The organism is Paenibacillus sp. NPDC058071 (assembly GCF_042885235.1).
GTDB lineage: Bacteria > Bacillota > Bacilli > Paenibacillales > Paenibacillaceae > Pristimantibacillus.
Genome location: NZ_JBHVSK010000007.1, coordinates 91,694 through 111,200 on the forward strand (window position 1 = coordinate 91,694; position 19,507 = coordinate 111,200).

Here is a 19,507-nt window from a genome sequence, read left to right on the forward strand (position 1 = left end):
CATCGGCTGACGGAGGAGTAACATGACGACAACAAAAGAACGAATAGATGTCTTGCTCGTGGAGAGAGGGTTTTATGCGAGCAGGGAAAAAGCGAAAGCGGCGCTCATGGCGGGACTCGTCCTTGTAGACGACTCACCGGTTGAGAAAAGCGGCATGAAAGTGCCAAGAACGGCTGAGATTCGCGTAAAGGGAGCGGTTCATCCCTACGTCAGTCGCGGCGGTCTGAAGCTGGAAAAGGCGATTAACAGCTTCGGCATCGATATGAACGGCAAGGTCATGCTCGACATCGGCGCATCGACGGGCGGATTCACGGATTGCGCGCTGCAAAACGGCGCATCCTACGTATATGCAATTGACGTCGGCTATAATCAACTGGATTGGTCGCTTCGTCAGGATGAGCGGGTAGGCGTAATGGAACGGATGAACTTTCGTTACATGACCCCGGAGGATTTGAAGGGACCGGCTCCAGATTTTTCCTCGATCGACGTTTCGTTCATATCGTTGAAATTGATTTTGCCGACCCTTTATGAGCTTCTGTCTGACGGATCGGAAGTCGTAGCGCTCATTAAGCCGCAGTTCGAGGCGGGGCGCGAGCAGGTTGGAAAGTCAGGCGTTGTGCGGGATTCGTCCGTACATGCGGAAGTGCTTAGAAGCGTTATGGGAGCGGCAGCTGAGATTGGCTTTGCTTGGCGGCATTTGACGTTCTCTCCGATCACGGGCGGAGAAGGCAATATCGAATTTCTCGCCCATTGGACGCGGACGAGCGGCTCGGCCATATCCGTTCCAGACGATTCGCTGATCGCGCAAACCGTGCGAGAAGCGGGCGAGACGTTTACGGTAAAACGGGCGCATTCCTAAAACGAGCATTCCTTAAAGCATAAGGAGGGCACCAATCGGCAACGATGGCGCTCTCTTTTTTTATGCTTTACAGAGTAGCCGATCTTTTGATAAACTAAAATCAAACATACGTTCGGTGTTGGTGAAACAATACTAACAGGATTAGAGGCGTATCGTCGCGAACCTATTTACGAAGAGGATAATTCTTCTTACCGGGGAGGTTCGGATTGAATGGGACAATACGGCGATTGGTTTATTATGCTGATCGGGGGCTTGCTGCTTGCATTCTGGCTGTATCGCGCCTTTTACCGCTGGTTGCATACCCCGCAAGGCGTAAACCGCTTAAAACTCGGGAAGGGCGGCGAGCTCGACTCGAATGATGACAATATCCTTTTTCTCGAACAGGCAGGCTACGAGGTGCTGTCCGGCAAGCATCGCGTTCCCGTCGGTATTGATCTTGACGGTGAACCGCTAGGCAGTCGCCTGTATATCGATTATATAGCGGAGCAGGACGGCGCAATGTACATCGTAAGAACGGCCCGGGATCGGATGCCGATCGATTGGACAGGCAGCGGCGTTAGGGACAAGCTGCTCGTATACGCTTTGCTTTTGCCGGAATGCTCGGGCGTTTTATATGTGGATGCGAAAGAGCAGACTTTGAAGAAAATCGTTTTCTATGTTGGTGAATAATAAAGAACGACAGAACTGATTCGGGAGGGCTTATATGAAGGGAATTCGACAATACAAGATCAAGCAGCTTATCGCAGGTCAAGTCATTGAGACGCAGGAAGAGCTTGTTGACGCGCTGCGCGAGGCGGGCTTGCAAGTGACGCAGGCAACGGTATCCAGAGATATGAAGGAGCTAATGCTGGTTAAGGTGCCTGTAGGCGACGGCCGCTATCAATATTCGCTGCCGCAGGATCAGCAGCGCCATAATCCGATCAATAAGCTGAAGCGAGCGTTGCTTGACCATTTCGTACATATCGACTACACAGAAAACCTTGTCGTTATGAAATGCTTGCCGGGAACGGCCAATACGATTTGCGCTTTGATTGACAATATGGAATGGCCGGAAGTAATGGGAACAATTTGCGGTGACGATACGATTTTGATTATTTGCCGTACGAAGGATAAAAGCGGCGAGCTGGTTGAGAAACTGCTCGAGCTGTTGAACTGATTTTAATGTAAAGTGGAGGGCGATCAGCCATGCTGCGTGAGATTTCCATTCGGAATTTAGCGGTTATTGAGGAAGTAAACGTTTCTTTTCATCATGGATTCCATGTGCTTACAGGGGAAACGGGCGCCGGAAAATCGATCATTATCGATGCGCTTAGCCTTATCGTTGGAGGCAGGGGCTCCGCAGACATGGTGAGGTACGGCTGCGACAAAGCTGAAATGGAGGCGATGTTCGATTTGCCTCGCACGCACCCTGTCTGGCTTGTACTAAATAGACTAGGCGTACACGCAGAGCCGGAGGAAATGCTTGTCGTCAGAAGAGAATTGTCAGCCCACGGAAAGAGCAGCAGCCGAGTAAACGGCCAGCTCGTGACAATGACGATGCTGCGAGAGATTGGCGAACACCTTGTCAATATCCATGGTCAGCATGAGCACCAATCGCTTCTTCGGACGGAGCAGCATTTGGAATGGCTCGATCTATTTGCCGGCGATCTGATGGTCGAGCGGAAGCAAGCGTATAAGAACGTCTATACGGAGCTACAGCAGGCGAGAGCTATGCGCCGCGAGCTCGAGGAAACTTCACGGCATAACGTGCAAATGCTTGATTTATACCGGTTTCAAATGGAGGAAATCGCGAACGCAAAGCTTAAGCCGGGGGAAGATGAAGCGCTGGCGGAGGAGAAGCAGAAGCTGCAGTATGCAGGCAAGCGTACGGACAGCGTATCGGAAGCGTACTCGCTTCTTTACGACAGAGAAGGATTGTCTTCGTTGAGCAAAGCGGTGAGCCGTTTGACCGATATTATCTCTTACGATCAGGCTAAGCTGGGTCCGATCGTCGAGCAGCTGCAATCGGCATTTTATCAAGCGGAAGATGCTGCGTTCCAATTGCGCGATTACCGTGAAGGTATTGAATCGAATCCCGAACAGCTGTCTTTTATCGAAGATCGTCTCGATCTGATTCATGGACTTAAACGAAAATACGGCGAGACGATTCCAGATATTTTGTCTTACTTGGACAAAATTACAGTGGAAAGCGATAAAATTGAGAATCGTGACGAGCATATTGAGCGACTTCAGGTACAAGAAGCAGCTTTATACAAGCAAGCGCTTGAACTGGCAACCGATCTGTCGCAGCTTCGTCGTCATGCTGCAAAACGTCTTGCTGAATCGATTGAGCGCGAATTAAAGCAATTGCAAATGTCGAACACTCGATTTGAAGTGCAAATTGATCAAATCGGTTCGATGAGCCGCGGCTTTACGGAAGGACAGACTCAACTGAATGCCAACGGCATGGACGAAGCGGTATTTATGCTGTCCGCTAACCCGGGCGAACCGCTTCGGCCGTTAAGCAAAATTGCTTCCGGAGGCGAAATGTCGCGTATTATGCTGGCGTTGAAAGCGATTTTTGCTGAGATTGATCAAGTGCCGGTTCTCATCTTCGATGAAGTGGATACTGGCGTGAGCGGACGAGCGGCTCAGGCGATCGCTGAGAAAATGTCGCAGCTTTCCGGAAGATGCCAAATTTTCTCGATCACACACTTGCCGCAAGTGGCTTGCATGGCCGATCATCATTACGAAATTCGCAAGCAGGTAATCGACCGCAGAACAGCGACACAGGTGACAAAATTATCGGTAAGCTCACGAATTGAAGAGCTTGCGCGTATGCTTGGCGGCGTGGAAGTAACGGAAAAAACTCGTCATCACGCACAAGAAATGCTTGATCTGGCCAGCCGGCAGAAGGGAGCCTAATGGAAGGCATTCAGGGAATGTTTTTGCGGTCATAAAACAATCGGTGCGGGGTAACTTAAAGGTACGCCAATGGCGAAACAACCTTTCTCGTCATGCGATGGAATAGCAGGGAGCGTGAAATCATTGAACTCCAGCCCAAGGAAGAGATGGTTTGGCCTTGTCCTCGTTATCTTCGTCTGCATGATCGGACTCTCCGCACCGTTTCAACATTTTGCCGCCTTCCCGAATGAACTGCGTTTATTCTCCGGCCAACTGAAACGATTGCAATACGGGGTGCCCGTTCATGCGGAAGTTACCGTGGACCCGAAAATGCTACAAATTAACGGTTCGACTCGGGAGTCGCTGTCCGTTAACCTGAATGAGCCGCTTTCTCTTAAGCCAAGCCAAAGCGGACAAACAAGCATGAAAGTGAAATTATTTGGTAAAATTCCGTTCAAAACCGTTAAAGTGAACGTGATGCCGGATCTCCGAGTCATTCCCGGGGGTCAAACGATCGGAGTCAAGGTGAAGTCTGCCGGTATTTTAGTCGTCGGCCACCATCAAGTGCTGTCAGGTAAAGGCGTCAAGAAATCACCAGGCGAGGAAGCCGGCTTGAAGCTTGGCGATCTCATTATGAAGATCGATGACAAACCGATTAACGAAGTGCGTAAAGTGGCTGATCTGGTGGAGCAGGCCGGCCAATCGAACAGACCTTTAGTGATTACTTATAAACGAAACGGTGTACTTGCGGAAACGAAGCTGGTTCCGATTAAGGATGCGCAGGAACATAACTGGCGTCTCGGCCTGTACATTCGCGATTCAGCCGCAGGCGTGGGCACACTGACGTTCTATGCCCCGCAGCAAGGCGTTTACGGCGCACTAGGCCATGTGATTACCGATATGGATACTCAGACGCCAATTGAAGTAGGCGAAGGGCAAATTTTGCAGTCTAATGTGACTTCCATTAATAAAAGTCAGAATGGCGATCCAGGCGAGAAGCGGGCTACATTCGTCAAAGAAGGCAAAATTTTGGGCAACATCGAACGCAATACGCCGTTCGGCATTTTCGGTAAAATGCATGAAAATCCGAATCACAGCTACAGCGACAAAACGATTCCCGTCGCCTTTGCGGAAGAAGTGAAGGAAGGTCCCGCACAGATTCTAACCGTTGTAAACGGCCAGAAAGTGGAGCGGTTCGATATTGCTATCTCTCATGTAACGAAGCAGCCTTCACCGGCAACCAAAGGAATGGTTATCAAGATTGTCGATAAGCGGCTTCTTGATAAAACAGGCGGCATCGTACAAGGCATGTCCGGCAGCCCGATTATTCAGAATGGCAAGCTTGTCGGAGCGGTAACGCATGTTTTCGTGAATGATCCTTCTTCCGGCTATGGCTGTTTTATCGAGTGGATGCTTCAAGACGCTGGCGTCTTGAAGGATGGCCCGGGAGCTTCGACTTCCGGTACAGCAGCATAATCCATATAAAAAACCGCTGAAAACCATAAACAGTCTTCAGCGGTTTTTTATTTTGGGCGTGACGAAACCTCACAGGAAATCGACGCTAACGATGTCGAAAATATTCGAACTACATCACTAATTGTAATAAATTATTTATTATAACGAATATCAGTAAAAAAATAAAGAAAAATAATTTTCGACAGAAGGAATTCGATTCAAGATGTCGAAAACGTAAGCAAGACATCTGGGGAGGGTAATCATGAATTGAATAACCATTTAGAGGAGGACCATACCTTGCACAAGATCGAAGTATTGTTGGCGGACGACAACCGTGAGTTTACTAATCTGTTATCGGAGTACATATCAGAGCAAAGTGACATGAGCGTATGCGGAGTAGCGTACAACGGAGAAGAAGTTCTAAACCATTTCGAGGAAACTCGGAAAATTCCGGATGTGCTTATTCTCGATATCATTATGCCTCATCTCGATGGTTTGGGCGTATTGGAGCGTTTGAAGGAGATGAACCTGTCTCCTATGCCGAAGATCATTATGTTGACCGCGTTTGGCCAAGAGAATATTACTCAGAAAGCGGTTCAACTGGGTGCTTCCTATTACATTTTGAAGCCATTCGATATGGAAATTCTGGCTAATCGGATTCGTCAACTGGTAGGCAATACGACCTTTGCATCAACGGCCTCTTACAGCTCGGGAACGACAACGTTGAAGTCAAACGTTGTGCCTCTCGCCAAAGGTAAAAATCTCGATGCCAATATTACCAGTATCATTCATGAAATCGGCGTTCCTGCCCACATTAAAGGTTACCAGTATTTACGAGAAGCGATTACAATGGTTTACAATAATATTGAAATTCTCGGCGCCATCACCAAAACGCTCTACCCAGCCATCGCCGAGAAATTCAAAACAACACCGTCCCGCGTCGAACGCGCGATTCGCCATGCGATTGAAGTCGCCTGGACGCGCGGCAACATCGACAGCATCAGCCACCTGTTTGGCTACACGATCAATATTAGCAAATCGAAGCCTACCAATAGCGAGTTTATCGCGATGGTTGCCGACAAGCTGCGGATCGAGCATAAGGTTAGCTAATAAACCAAAATGCCGGAAGGTTTGCTGGAGAACATAAGCGAAGAGCAGCATGCTGCTGCGCACACAGCTTGTGTAATAGATATAAAAGGAACAAGGAGACAGCCTCCTTGTTCTTTTTTTTGCGCTATGAAGTAAGTTAAGCTGTGTGCTATAATCCTGTTCAATGCTCAAAGCCCCCTCGGAATAGGTTGTTCGGTCATGTGAGCAAAGTTTTATTAGATTGGGGAAATAATGTTGTATATCTCTTTTGTTCAGACTGGAGTGTCATCAATGAAGTGGCTGCAATCTGTTCCTTGGAATTCCATTCGGGTAAAACTAGTGCTTGGCTTGTTGGCCATTACACTTCCTCTTATTGCTTTATTAATCTATAACAATCAATACAGTGTAAGAGTCGTGCATAACCAGGTAGCGAATTCCAATGAGAACCTCATTCAAATTCATATGAAACAAATCGACGCCAAGCTTACTGAGATCGAACGTTACTTGGTAGGAGTTAGAATGGCCGATTTGAACGTTCAAGCAATCAGTGACAATTTGCATGAAGATGATTATATATTGACTAAAACCAGTATATCTCGAAAATTCAACTCCGATATGACCATTTATCCTTATGTCGAAGGAATTTTTCTCTATTCCATTTCTCGCGATGATATCGTGCAGTCCTACCGCAATACGATTACTTACTCAGAAATTATCGGATCAGAGGAAATGATAAAGGGTGAGGTCATGAAACTGGCTAATCAGTCTGCCTCATCAAGCGGGAAATGGCAGGTTGTTTCGGTAGGTGCAAAAAGAAATCTTTTACAAATTTTTGGCGATGGCGATATTTATGTAGGTGCATGGATTCCGGCGTCAGCGCTCGTTGAGCCGCTTCGCAATGCCAAATCGGACGCATCCAGCACTGTGCTGATGGTCGATGGGAACGGCGATATGATGTACAGCACTTTGCCTATCGTTGATGAAACGATTGATTTCACCCGCAGCTTCGATAAATATTATTTATCAGGAAAAAACGACTCCTATTTAATTGTCGGAGAACCTTCGACAAAGGGCGCTTTTACCCTTGTGGCCGCGATTCTTAATAAATCCATTCTCGAAAATTTGCCTTATCTTACTTGGGCGACAATGATTGTAATCCTATTAGCGCTGCTAATGCTGCCAGTTAGCTTCTGGCTGCTTCGCCGAGTGCTTATATTGCCGCTGGTCAGAATGGCTGGAACAATGAGGCTTATCGGGCAGGGCAGTTTTAATGTGCGAATGGAAGAAGTACCATCATCCGATGAGTTTTTATTAGTTAATCGTACTTTTAATCGGATGCTGTCCCAAATTGAGGAACTGAAGATTCATGTTTACGAGGAGCAGCTAAGCAAGCAGCGCACCGAACTTAGGCATTTGCAGCTGCAAATTAATCCTCACTTTTTTATGAACTCGCTTAACATTTTATATAATCTGGCGCAAATGAAGCAGTATAGTCTTATTCAAGAAATGACGATGTCGTTGTCTCAATATTTTCGTTATATGTTCCAAAGCCAGAGATCTCTGGCGCTATTGAAGGAGGAACTGCAGCACGTTATCCACTATTTGCACATTCAACAAATGAGGTTCTCCAACCGGTTGACTTATGAGATAGAGGTACCGGAATTTTTGAGAACGACTAGCCTGCCGCCGCTTATGCTGCAAACCGTTGTAGAAAATACGATCAAACATGCAGTGAAGGCCGAAGGAAGCACCATGCTGACCATTGAGGCCACGCTTGACGATTTGGCAGAGGAACCGATGGTTTGCTTGACAATTCGGGATAATGGCGCTGGATTCTCGGATGAGGCATTACTAGCTTTTCAATCGAATAGGGTGCTGATTGATGACGATGGCGAGCATATCGGATTATGGAATATTCGCGAAAGACTACGTCTCCAATATGGCGACAAAGCATGGATAGAGTGCTACAATGATGACCCGCATGGAGCTGTGACAGAAATTTATGTCCCATTGCGCACACAATAAAGGGGGAGCAATAATGAGTCATTTGTTAATCGTAGATGACGAACCAATCGCAATAGAGGGACTTTTATCGGGGATGAATTGGGAAGACTTAGGTTTTAGCCAAGTCTCAACCGCTTTTAGTGCGGAACAAGCCAAAGCTATTTTTGAACATGCTCAGATTGATGTGATGCTGTGTGATATCGAGATGCCGAAAGAAACAGGTTTACAACTGCTTGAGTGGGTAAGGACATCATACCCGAGTACAGAAACGATCTTTTTGACCTGCCATGCTGATTTTCAGTTTGCGAAGCAAGCTATCGGGCTTGGCAGCTTGGATTATTTGCTGAAGCCTGTGCTTTATAATGACTTGGAAGCAGCCTTGCGGAAAGCACTCCGAAAAATCGAAGAAGACAGTACAATGAGTAAATTCAGCCAATACGGAAAGTTTTGGGTAAAGCATCAATCTATACATGTAGAACGTTTTTGGATGGACGTATTGTCGCACGAAATTCCATCTCATGCGGAAGCTATCCGAAAAGTGGCGGAAGAGCGCAATATACCTTATTCCAACGAACTGCTATTTTTACCGATTTTCATACATATTCGCAGATGGTACAAGGAGTTTTCGCTGCGCGACAAAAAAATTATGGAAAATGCTCTGTTGAAATCGGCTGAAGAGCTGATTTTAGAAAAATATGAAAGTGGATTTGTGTTTTCTACAGATCAGGAATCGATGCTGGCTGTATTAAACGGAGATTTGTCGGCGGGAATAGATATTCCGACGCTAAAGGAATCCTGCGAGAAGTACGTTCAAGCATGTCCGCAATATTTTTATTGCGACGTTGCGTGCTACATCGGTGAGCCGGTGCACGGCTACGAGCTGGCTGCAATGTACAGGAGCTTGGTGGAGAAAAATCAAGTGAATGTATCCTACGACAGTCATGTGTTTATTCCGCATGAGCAATTGACGGTCAGCAGCGCACGCGCATTGCCAGACATGGGTTTATGGGCGCTGATGCTGAAGGAAGGAGCACGGGATGATGTGCTGCGAACAGCGATTAATTACATTGATGAGCTATTAAAAAGCAGTGATTTGTCATCTGAGCTGCTGCGCTCATTTGTGCAAAATTTCCAACAAATGATTCATTATGTGCTTCAAGTTAAAGGCATACAGGCGCATCAACTGTTAGGTGACAGCGAGTCATCCGAGCTCTACGCAAAAGCACAGCGATCTGCACAGCATACAACAGAGTGGATAAGACATACAGTTAGCAAATCGATGGATTATGTAACCTCGCTGGAGCAATCTCCGAATGTAGTAGATAAGGCTAAGGCTTATATTTTAGAAAGGTTGGAGGAAGATATTTCTAGAGAAGACATTGCTGCACACGTCTTTCTTAACCCGGATTATTTGACCCGCATTTTCAAAAAAGAGACAGGCCAGTCAATTTCGGATTATTTGCTCCAGCAGCGGCTAAGCCTGGCAGCAAATTTGCTTCTCAATACAGAAATGCCGATTAGTGCGATAGCTAGTCGCATTGGTTATTCTAATTTTTCCCATTTTTCGCGCATTTTCAAAAAGAATATGGCACTAGGGCCATTAGAATATCGGCAAAAAGGACAAAGATAACCTACAAAAAGTCGTGAAAGTGACAGTTAGAAGTCTTTTAAAGAGCAGTGGGGGATAGGAGGTAAGCGCTTATAATATGCACAGGAACAAAAAATAAATATAAAGGCGGGTAGAACCATCATGAAAAGAAAGTGGCTTTCAGTATCGGTCTGGTTGCTTTGTATGATGTTAGTTTTGGCAGCATGCGGTGACAAAGGGGGAAAAAATTCGGCTGCAGAAAGCAATGGCGCAAATGAAAAAATGGATGAAATTACGATCGCTTTCCCGATGATTAGTACCATTCTTAGCGAAATGCCGGTAATTGAAGAAGGCATTAATAAAATTACGCAATCTAAAATCAATACTAAAGTACACTTAAAGGCGATTAGCTCAGGTGAATGGAACCAGCAAACGAACTTGATGTTCACTGGAAGCGAGTCTATTGACCTGATGTTTGTTAACGGCTCTTTATATCCAAGTATGGTTGCTAAAAATCAGTTAATCAAGCTGGATGATCTATTGGATAAATACGGTGAAGGAATTAAGGAAGCGGTTGGCGCCGACTATATTAAAGTTCCAAAAATTAAAGGCGCAACTTACGGAGTACCGACCATTCGCGATCTTGCTTCCAACTACGGTGTAATTATGCGTAAAGATCTTGTCGACAAATACAAGATTGATTTGAATACGATCAACAAACTGGAAGATTTAGAAGGCGTATTCAAGCAGATTAAGGAAGGCGAAGGCATTGAGCCATTTATTTCAGCTGCCAGCGGCAATACCTTTCTTAACGGCTATATGACTTGGGATTCGCTTGGTGACAATATTGGCGTATTGCCTGGTTATGACAACGATCTGAAGGTCGTTAACTTGTATGAAACGGAAGAATACAAAAATAAATTGGACCTTGTAAGAAGCTGGTATCTGAACGGATATATCGCAAAGGATGTGGCTACTTCCAATGCGACATCGTGGGATAGGCTGAAATCCAATACAGGATTTGCATTCCTGGCTGCCTTTAAGCCAGGCATCGTGGAACAGGAAGCAAAGGCTGCAGGCATCGAGCTGGTCGGCAAAGAGCTAACCGATGTTTATGCTCGCTCAGGAACTGTTTCCAACGTCATGTGGGGAATTCCGACCATCTCGAAAAATGCGGATGCGGCGATGAAGTTTCTTAATTTGATGTACACGGATAAAGATATTGTCAACCTGTTTGATTGGGGAATTGAAGGCAAGCATTATGAAAAGGTTGAAGGTAAAGAAGGCGTTATTCGGTTTCCAAATAACGTAGATGCTAAGACAAGCACTTACAATATGCCGCTTGGATATTTGTTCGGCAACCAATTCCTTTCGTACACGATGGAAGGAAACAACCCGGATATTTGGAAAGAAATGGACGAATTCAACAAAAATGCGCGTTACTCCAAAGCGATGGGCTTTACGTTTGACCCAACGCCTGTGAAAGCCGAGTATGCTGCTGTAACAAACGCCGTTACTCAGTTCAAAATTGCGTTGGAATCCGGTAGCGTAGATCCTGAGAGGGTGCTTCCTGAATTTATTGCAAAGCTGAAATCGGCAGGCATTGACAAAATTATTGTTGAAAAGCAAAATCAATTGAATGAGTGGGCGAAAATAAGCTCGCAACAATAAGAATAGCATTGGTTTTATAACCAAATAATGCAAGTAAAAAAGCTGTCTCTCAGAATATTATCGTCTGACGAGGCAGCTTTTTTGCGCGTTTGAATACAGTTGGACAGCTATTCCGGGAGCTTGCATGAAAGCACAGGATAGTCGGGAAAGTGCAAGCCATAAGTCGCCGCAGCAGTAGTGGGCGCACTCTCTCTTCGATAAAATTACTAGTACATACAGGCTTGCTTGCCTGCAATAAAGGGGGAGAACACTGTGGCTACTATCGCGCACAGAAAAAAACGATCCAGCATCCGAAAGTACTTACCGTTGTATGTGATGCTGATTCCAGGATTGGCGTACTTGTTCCTGAACAACTACTTGCCGCTATTCGGGCTTACCATTGCTTTCAAAAACATTGACTACAGCAAAGGGATTTTTGGCAGCGATTGGGCGGGCCTAACAAACTTTCAATATTTGTTCCAAACCAACGATGCTTATATTATTACCAGGAATACGCTACTGTACAACGCCGTTTTTATCGTTCTTGGTTTGGGACTGGCCATCACCATTGCTATTTTGCTTAATGAAATTAAAAACAAGTTTGCGTCCCGCTTTTATCAAAGCGTCATCCTTTTGCCTTTCTTAATTTCCATTATTATTGTCAGCTATTTAGTTTACTCGTTCCTAAGCCCAAGCACAGGGTTTGTGAATAATACCATCTTGCCCGCATTTGGCATTGATCCAGTATCCTGGTATACGGAGTCTAAATATTGGCCTTACATCCTCGTTTTTGTCCATCTTTGGAAGGGCATAGGGTACAACTGTATTGTGTTCTTGGCGGCAATTATCGGTATTGATCCGGAGTATTACGAGGCTGCGCGAATTGATGGCGCATCCAAGCTGAGACAAATTTTCAAAATTACAATTCCTACGATTACACCGGTCATTATTATGCTGACGCTTCTAGCCATCGGACGAATTTTTTACTCCGATTTTGGATTGTTCTATCAGGTTCCAATGAACTCCGGCGCATTGTTTGAGACTACAAATGTTATTGATACGTATGTCTTCCGCGGTTTGATGCAGCTTGGCGACATTGGCATGTCATCTGCAGCAGGCTTGTATCAGTCGCTTGTCGGATTTTTACTCGTTCTGATTTCGAACTTTATTGTCCGTAAAATAAACAAGGAAAACGCATTGTTCTAGGAGGTTAGATCATGGATAGAGAAGATAAAATTTGGCAATGGGGCGCTCACATTATAATGATCGTGCTGTCCTTGCTCTGCATAGTGCCTTTCATTTTGTTATTTATGGCTTCAATTACGGATGAGAAAACGATTATAACGAACGGCTACTCCTTTTTCCCGGATAAATTCAGCTTTGAAGCCTATAGCTACTTATGGAGTCAAGCAGACCAGATTTTTAGAGCTTACGGCATAACCGTACTCGTTACGGTAATTGGTACGGCAGCAAGTCTGATTATCACCTCCTTGCTCGCTTATCCGCTTTCCCGTAAAGATTTGCCTGGAGGACAGACGCTTTCCTTTATCGTCTTTTTTACGCTTCTGTTTAATGGCGGTCTTGTTCCGACGTATATGGTGTATACGCAAATTCTTGATTTGAAAAATTCGTTTTTTGCTTTGTTGATTCCATGGCTGCTTATGAACGGTTTTAACGTTTTGCTGATGCGGACCTTCTTCAAAACAACGATTCCGCCTGCTTTGATCGAATCGGCAAGCATCGACGGAGCGGGCGAGTTCAAAATTTATTGGCGCATCGTTATGCCGCTCTCCATGCCTGTACTGGCTACTGTCGGTATGTTTCAGGGGCTTGCTTATTGGAATGACTGGAACAACGGCTTGGTGTTTGTAACTTCTCCGAAGCTGTTTAGCTTGCAAAACCTATTGAATCGCATTATGAATGATATTCAATTTTTAACGGCCAACAGCGATACCAGCAGCAGCCAGGCTTTGGCTTCCCTGCCAAGCGAAACATTCCGTATGGCAATTGCTGTCATCGGCGTCATTCCGATTTTAATTGCTTATCCTTTCTTCCAGCGTTATTTCGTAAAAGGGATGACAATCGGAGCAGTAAAGGGTTAGTACTGTAAGCGTTTATTATGATGTTATTTGGGAGGGAATGAAACGTATGTCTACACCTGTATATGTTTTTCCACAGCCTAGCCGCTATGAATCTCATAAGGGAAGCTCGTCTGCAGTGACACACTTTCAATTGCGTACCGGAGATGAAGCGGCAAAGAGCATGGCTAAGGCAGCGGATGCTAAGGAGCGCCTTGCCAATCTGTTAACTGGTCAGACCGATCTTTCTTCAAACTCTAATGCTGCGCCTGCCAGCATTAGAGTTAAACCCGAGCTTCATCCGCAAGGCTATGAATTGACATGGAATGAGGAAGGGCTTCAGTTGGCGGCAGCTACGCCGCAGGGCTTGCATTACGCGCTGTTGACTGCTTCCCAGTTGTTCAAAGGTCTGCAAGCAGATGACGGGCAGTGGAAGCATTTTAGCATAACGGATGAACCGCAATTTCCGGTCCGCGGCGTAATGCTTGATATTGGCCGAGGAAAAATACCGAATATGACTTCTTTGCGAACGCTGATTGATATGCTGTCGAATTTGAAAATCAATCATTTGCAGCTGTACATGGAAGGGTTTGCTTTTAATTACACGCAGTATGCCGAGCATTTTCCAGAAGCGACACCGATTACAGCTGAGCAATTTCAAGAGCTCGATACTTATGCGGCTTCGCGCTTTATAGATCTTGTTCCAAACCAGAATTGCTTAGGACATATGGGCCCGTGGCTGGCCAAACCGGCTTTCCGGCATCTCGCGGAGCACCCGGAAGGCTGGCAGGTACCGGAGCCGCTTACTTTTAAAATTCCGCCTATGACGCTAAATCCTTCGGATAAGAACAGTGTTGCTATGGCAAAAAATATGTTTGACGAGCTGCTCCCAAATTTCCGCTCTTCTTATGCGAATATTAATTTGGATGAGCCGTTTGGGCTGGGTACGGGAGGAAGCAAAGCGAAGGTCGATGAAATCGGGATCGGACAGCTTTATCTTGATTACGCCAAACAGATGATTGACATTGTGCGGGAAAACGGCAAATCGACGCTGATGTGGGGAGATGTGTTGACACATTATCCGCAGCTTGCCGATCAACTGCCGGGGGATGTCACGGTGCTTCACTGGAACTACGAATCGGATATTCCTTACGAGCCCAAATGTCAGCTGCTGCAAAATAGCGGTGTTCCTTATTATGTGTGCCCGGGCACCAGCTCATGGTCATCGCTTGCAGGCCGTACTGATAACATGTTGGCCAATATAGCAGACGCTGCTCGAAACGGTAAAAAATATGGCGCAAGCGGATTAATTGTTTGCGATTGGGGCGACGGCGGCCACTGGCAGGTATCGGCGATCAGCTATCCAGCCTTTGCTTATGCTGCAGGAGCGGCATGGCAAACGGACAACAACTTGGAGACGATGGAGCCGCTTGAATATTATGTGTCCCATGAGATGCTGAAGGACAAAAGCGGAAAAGGTGCAGCCTTGCTGTTGGAAATGGGCCGCTATTATTTGCTGGAGAGAAGCACGGCGGAAAATATGACCTATACCAACTATCTTCTGACCAAAGGGCTCATGACAGAGGAGCAGTTAGGGGGAAGTCTTCAGGTGCTGGTCCAACTGCAAAAGCTGTTGGGAGGCAGCGGAACGCCGTTCACACACGATTACCGCTATGCGGAGCTTGCTGCTTGGCTGTCGAAACGCAAAGAGGAACTGGCTGCGCTTCAGTTTGAGCGGGATGACGCTGAATTGCTGATGGATGAGCTGGCCAATACTCTTTTACTTATTGAGCAGGGAGCGGGAATTCACCGCTATATTCATAAGCAGGATTTATCTGATGCCGCTGAGGAGAGGGCGTGGCTGACAAAGCTGCGCGCTGATCTGGAGTCTGCGCTAGCCGAATTCCAGCGATTATGGCTGGCCCGCAACAGAAGCGGCGGTCTTCAGGATAGCATTGTTCCCTTGAATAAATTGCTGGAACAATACAAGGAACAGCTAGCGAACTGAAATTAATGGAAGCTAAACGCAGGTTCGTTGAGGAGGATGCGGAATGTTCGATCAATTGAGCACAGAGGCCAAGCAAGCATTATTGACAATAAGCAGTAGAATGTTGGAAAAAAGCAAAAAGAACCGTCTTGATGCATTTAGCTGTCTAAATACAAGCTCGGCAAAACAAGGCATTGTCTTTATCGGCGATTCGATTACGGAGCAATTTCCGATGTCGGAAATGCTGCAAAGTAATCTAGTCATTTACAACAGGGGGATCGGGGGCTTTACGACCTCCGAGCTGCTGCAGAATCTACAAGTTATGCTATATGATTTGGAGCCGAGCAAAGTCTTTCTTATGATTGGCACAAACGATTTAGGGAGAGGTTCCAAGCCAGAACAAATTGCCCTTCAAATCGAAAAAATTTGTGCGGAAATACAAGAAAAGCTGCCGCAGGCCGAACTGCTTGTAGAATCGGTATATCCGGTAAATGAGCAGGCCGCAGTAAGCCCGCTTGGCATAGAAGGCCGAAGCAATGAGCAGATCATCGTAATAAATGAGCGCATTCAAGAGATTTGTACACGAATGAAGCTCACTTACATTCCGGTGTACGCTAAGTTAATTAATGAGGATGGCGCGCTTGAAGAAAGCTTCACGACAGATGGACTGCATCTGAACGTCAGAGGCTATGAGATTGTCCGGCAAGCACTTTCGCCGTTCATTTAATAGGGACATTTTCAAAAGGAGGACATATATATGAAGGATTCAACTTATATAAAAAAATTAATCGGCCAGATGACGCTGGAGGAGAAAGCTTCTCTTTGCTCAGGTAAGGATACATGGCATACGCAATCCGTAGACAGATTGGGAATTCCGTCCTTAATGGTAACAGACGGACCGCATGGCTTGCGGAAGCAAAGAGCGTCTGCCGACCATTTAGGGTTGTTTGATAGTGTGCCGTCGACCTGTTTTCCTTCTGCAGCAGGGGTAGCAAGCTCCTGGAACCGCGCGTTGATTCAGCAGATGGGCGAGGCGCTGGGAAGAGAATGCCAGGCGGAAGAGGTTGCCGTGTTGCTCGGACCGGGTGTTAACATTAAACGCTCCCCGCTTTGCGGCCGCAATTTTGAGTATTTTTCGGAAGATCCGTTTTTGTCCTCCGAAATGGCCGCCCATCATATTATTGGGGTGCAAAGCCAGGGAGTAGGCACCTCTCTTAAGCACTTTGCTGCAAATAATCAGGAGCATCGCCGCATGACTTCCGACTCGATCGTAGATGAGCGGACATTGCGGGAAATTTATTTGGCCAGCTTTGAAGGAGCGGTCAAAAAAGCGCAGCCTTGGACGGTTATGTGCGCCTACAACAAAGTAAACGGTGAATTCGCCTCTGAAAACGAAGAGCTTCTGACAACCATTCTAAAAGAAGAGTGGGGCCATGAAGGAATTGTCGTGTCCGATTGGGGAGCTGTCAACGATCGCGTCAAAGGTGTTGCCGCAGGACTTGAGCTGGAGATGCCGTCAAGCCATGGCGAAGGTACGGCGCTTATTATTAAAGCAGTGCAGGAAGGAAAGCTCTCGGAAGAGAAGCTTGATCAAGTCGTGGAGCGCTTGCTGACAGTCATTTTTAAAGCTAAGGATCATCAAAAAGCCGGAGCAAGCTTTGATCAGGAAGTCCATCATCAGCTTGCGCGGGAAATTGCTAGGGAGAGCATGGTTCTTCTCAAAAATGAAGACCGTGTATTGCCGCTAAGCCGTACGGGCAAGCTGGCTCTTATTGGCGCGATGGCCAAAGAAGTACGCTACCAGGGCAGCGGAAGCTCCCAAATCAAGCCGACCAAGCTGGAAGATATTAGCGAGGAAATTATAAAAATTGCCCCTGATGCCGAAATTGCATATGAGCAAGGGTATCAGCTGTCTAGTGAGGAAACGGATGCAGAACTGCTGGAGTTGGCAAAGCAAGCGGCTGCAAGCAGCGAAACGGCAGTTGTCTTTGCAGGCTTGCCGGCGCGCTATGAATCGGAAGGCTTTGACCGCCAGCATTTGCGTATTCCGCCGAATCAAATCGCTCTAATCGAGGAGATTGCCAAAGTGCAGCCTAATCTCGTTGTCGTATTAAGCAATGGCGCTCCTATTGAAATGCCTTGGCTGCCTCATGCGAAAGGGGTTCTGGAGGCTTATTTGGGAGGACAAGCACTGGGCGGAGCAATCGCCGATCTGCTGTTTGGCGTGGTAAGCCCATCCGGCAAGCTGGCAGAGACATTCCCGCTGGCGCTTAGCGATAACCCGTCATTTTTGTTTTACCCAGGAGAAAAAGACATTGTGGAATATCGGGAAGGCATTTTTGTCGGCTATCGCTATTATGACAAAAAGCAACAACCCGTATTGTTTCCGTTCGGACACGGCTTGAGCTATACTGCCTTTGAATACTCGAATTTGACTGTGCAGAAAAACAAAATCAGCGATCAGGAAACGCTGCAAGTGCAGGTAACGGTTCGCAACAGCGGTCAAATGGCGGGAAAAGAAGCTGTTCAGCTGTATGTTCGCGATATTGAAAGCAGCGTAATTAGACCGGAGAAGGAACTGAAAGCCTTTGACAAGGTTGAACTGCAGCCGGGCGAAAGCAAAACCGTTTCTTTTGAGCTGGATAAGAGAAGCTTTGCTTACTATGATGTAGAATTAAAAGATTGGGTTGTTGAGACGGGAAGCTTTGAGCTTCTAATCGGTAAGTCATCGCAGGATATTGTGCTGACGGAGCAAATTGAAGTAGAGTCTACTACAGTGCGAACCTACGTTTATCACCGCAATTCGACCATTACTGATCTTATGCAGACGGAGAAGGGCCGCGAGTGGGTGAAAAAGATTTATGCGGTGCTGCCATTTGCAGCAGCATTGGAGGGGCCGCATGCCGCATTGCTGCAAGCGTTTATGAAATATATGCCGATTCGCGGCATGCTCTCCTTCAGCGGGGGCAAATTTACGGAAAAGCATTTAGAAGAGCTTGTTGATGATATGAACAAAAAATAAATAGGTTAAGCCGATTTTTAGGCGTATCCCGCAACGAATTATAAAGGCACGCACGGCTATTATCGAATTAAAGCCCTAAGCTGCAAGCTGGCTCCGTTATCATATCGGAACTAGCTTGCAGCTTAGGTTTTTTTAATTGTCTACAGGGCAAGGTTTTTCAAAACCGCAGAGGTATATTATGATATTCTTTTAATTACTTACATTATATTATTGCTGCCATATGATCACACATACCGAAAGGAAAATTATAATTGGATAATCAACAAATGAGGATTCAATCCTTGAAATACGGCAATCATCTTCATTATGAATGGGATACTACACTTCTTGAAAAGACTGATGAACACATCTTCGTTCTCGGTCATCGAGGAAGAAAACTGAAGCATTACACCAAAGGGAAAGTATTTACCATGGAGAATTGGACAATTGAGTTCTTTCCTTTCGACGCTTGGTTTACTGTAAGTGCGGATATTATCGATGGCAAAGTGACACAATATTACTGCAATATTTGCCAACCAGCAAAGCTCAATGAAAATACAGTAACTTTTGTCGATTTGGATATCGACTTGATCTATACAAACGGCAGGTGGAATGTCGTTGATGAAGACGAATTTGCGGCTAACGCAGTGAAGTTTTCGTATCCGCCAGACTTAGTCAGGAGAGTTATTCAGGAGCAGAAGAGTCTCGAGGAGCGGATCGAACAGGGACGATTCCCTTTTGACGGTACCATAGAGCGATTGATCAAAATGCTGCCGGACGGAGAATGACACTACGAAAGTGCCGATTTCGCGAGAAAACACGAGAAAATAACAGCTTTCGAGCGAGGCACATTCATGTAAGCGGTTTATTGCAGATGTTCCAATCCGAATCGATTCAAAAACGGTTTGCGCCG

15 protein-coding genes are annotated in these 19,507 nt (G+C 46.2%); all 15 read left to right on the top strand.

Translation table 11 applies throughout. The annotated features are described in order from the left end of the window. The first annotated feature begins 22 nt into the window (after nt 1-22). The 15 genes from ACFVTB_RS13695 to ACFVTB_RS13765 all read left to right on the top strand — a co-directional run bounded on the left by ACFVTB_RS13695 (nt 23) and on the right by ACFVTB_RS13765 (nt 19,382). Nucleotides 23-859: a TlyA family RNA methyltransferase gene (locus ACFVTB_RS13695; RefSeq protein WP_387749664.1), complete on the top strand. Its 837-nt coding sequence runs from the start codon at nt 23-25 to the stop codon at nt 857-859. Between the two features lie 210 nt (nt 860-1,069). Next, nucleotides 1,070-1,528, top strand: a complete 459-nt coding sequence (locus tag ACFVTB_RS13700; protein ID WP_387749667.1) for a hypothetical protein — start codon at nt 1,070-1,072, stop codon at nt 1,526-1,528. A gap of 34 nt (nt 1,529-1,562) precedes the next feature. Beyond that, nucleotides 1,563-2,015: a transcriptional regulator AhrC/ArgR gene (gene ahrC, locus ACFVTB_RS13705; RefSeq protein WP_387749669.1), complete on the top strand. Its 453-nt coding sequence runs from the start codon at nt 1,563-1,565 to the stop codon at nt 2,013-2,015. Between the two features lie 29 nt (nt 2,016-2,044). Then, entirely contained in the window at nt 2,045-3,763 is a 1,719-nt protein-coding gene (gene recN, locus ACFVTB_RS13710) for a DNA repair protein RecN (RefSeq protein ID WP_387749672.1), read from the top strand. A 123-nt stretch (nt 3,764-3,886) separates the two neighbouring features. Continuing rightward, on the top strand, nt 3,887-5,218 hold the full coding sequence (gene spoIVB, locus ACFVTB_RS13715) for a SpoIVB peptidase (RefSeq protein WP_387750180.1): 1,332 nt from the start codon (nt 3,887-3,889) through the stop codon (nt 5,216-5,218). A gap of 276 nt (nt 5,219-5,494) precedes the next feature. Further along, nucleotides 5,495-6,307 (top strand): sporulation transcription factor Spo0A, encoded by an 813-nt coding sequence (gene spo0A, locus ACFVTB_RS13720; protein WP_387749675.1) that lies wholly within the window; start codon nt 5,495-5,497, stop codon nt 6,305-6,307. 270 nt (nt 6,308-6,577) lie between these two features. Next, entirely contained in the window at nt 6,578-8,311 is a 1,734-nt protein-coding gene (locus ACFVTB_RS13725; RefSeq protein ID WP_387749678.1) for a sensor histidine kinase, read from the top strand. A gap of 13 nt (nt 8,312-8,324) precedes the next feature. Further along, nucleotides 8,325-9,920 carry a response regulator transcription factor gene (locus ACFVTB_RS13730; RefSeq protein ID WP_387749681.1) on the top strand — a complete coding sequence of 532 codons (1,596 nt, stop codon included), beginning with the start codon at nt 8,325-8,327 and terminating at the stop codon, nt 9,918-9,920. Between the two features lie 120 nt (nt 9,921-10,040). After that, on the top strand, nt 10,041-11,549 hold the full coding sequence (locus ACFVTB_RS13735) for an ABC transporter substrate-binding protein (protein WP_387749683.1): 1,509 nt from the start codon (nt 10,041-10,043) through the stop codon (nt 11,547-11,549). Nucleotides 11,550-11,801: 252 nt separating this feature from the next. Then, nucleotides 11,802-12,734: an ABC transporter permease gene (locus ACFVTB_RS13740; RefSeq protein ID WP_387749686.1), complete on the top strand. Its 933-nt coding sequence runs from the start codon at nt 11,802-11,804 to the stop codon at nt 12,732-12,734. Nucleotides 12,735-12,745: 11 nt separating this feature from the next. Next, complete coding sequence (locus ACFVTB_RS13745) at nt 12,746-13,630, top strand: carbohydrate ABC transporter permease (protein ID WP_387749689.1); 885 nt, start codon at nt 12,746-12,748, stop codon at nt 13,628-13,630. A gap of 46 nt (nt 13,631-13,676) precedes the next feature. Beyond that, on the top strand, nt 13,677-15,614 hold the full coding sequence (locus ACFVTB_RS13750) for a beta-N-acetylhexosaminidase (protein WP_387749692.1): 1,938 nt from the start codon (nt 13,677-13,679) through the stop codon (nt 15,612-15,614). 43 nt (nt 15,615-15,657) lie between these two features. Beyond that, entirely contained in the window at nt 15,658-16,320 is a 663-nt protein-coding gene (locus tag ACFVTB_RS13755; RefSeq protein WP_387749695.1) for a GDSL-type esterase/lipase family protein, read from the top strand. A 30-nt stretch (nt 16,321-16,350) separates the two neighbouring features. Continuing rightward, nucleotides 16,351-18,615: a beta-glucosidase gene (locus ACFVTB_RS13760; RefSeq protein WP_387749698.1), complete on the top strand. Its 2,265-nt coding sequence runs from the start codon at nt 16,351-16,353 to the stop codon at nt 18,613-18,615. Between the two features lie 251 nt (nt 18,616-18,866). Further along, a complete protein-coding gene (locus ACFVTB_RS13765) occupies nt 18,867-19,382 on the top strand; it encodes a DUF402 domain-containing protein (protein WP_387749701.1) in 516 nt (171 codons plus the stop codon). The last annotated feature ends 125 nt before the right edge of the window (nt 19,383-19,507 follow it).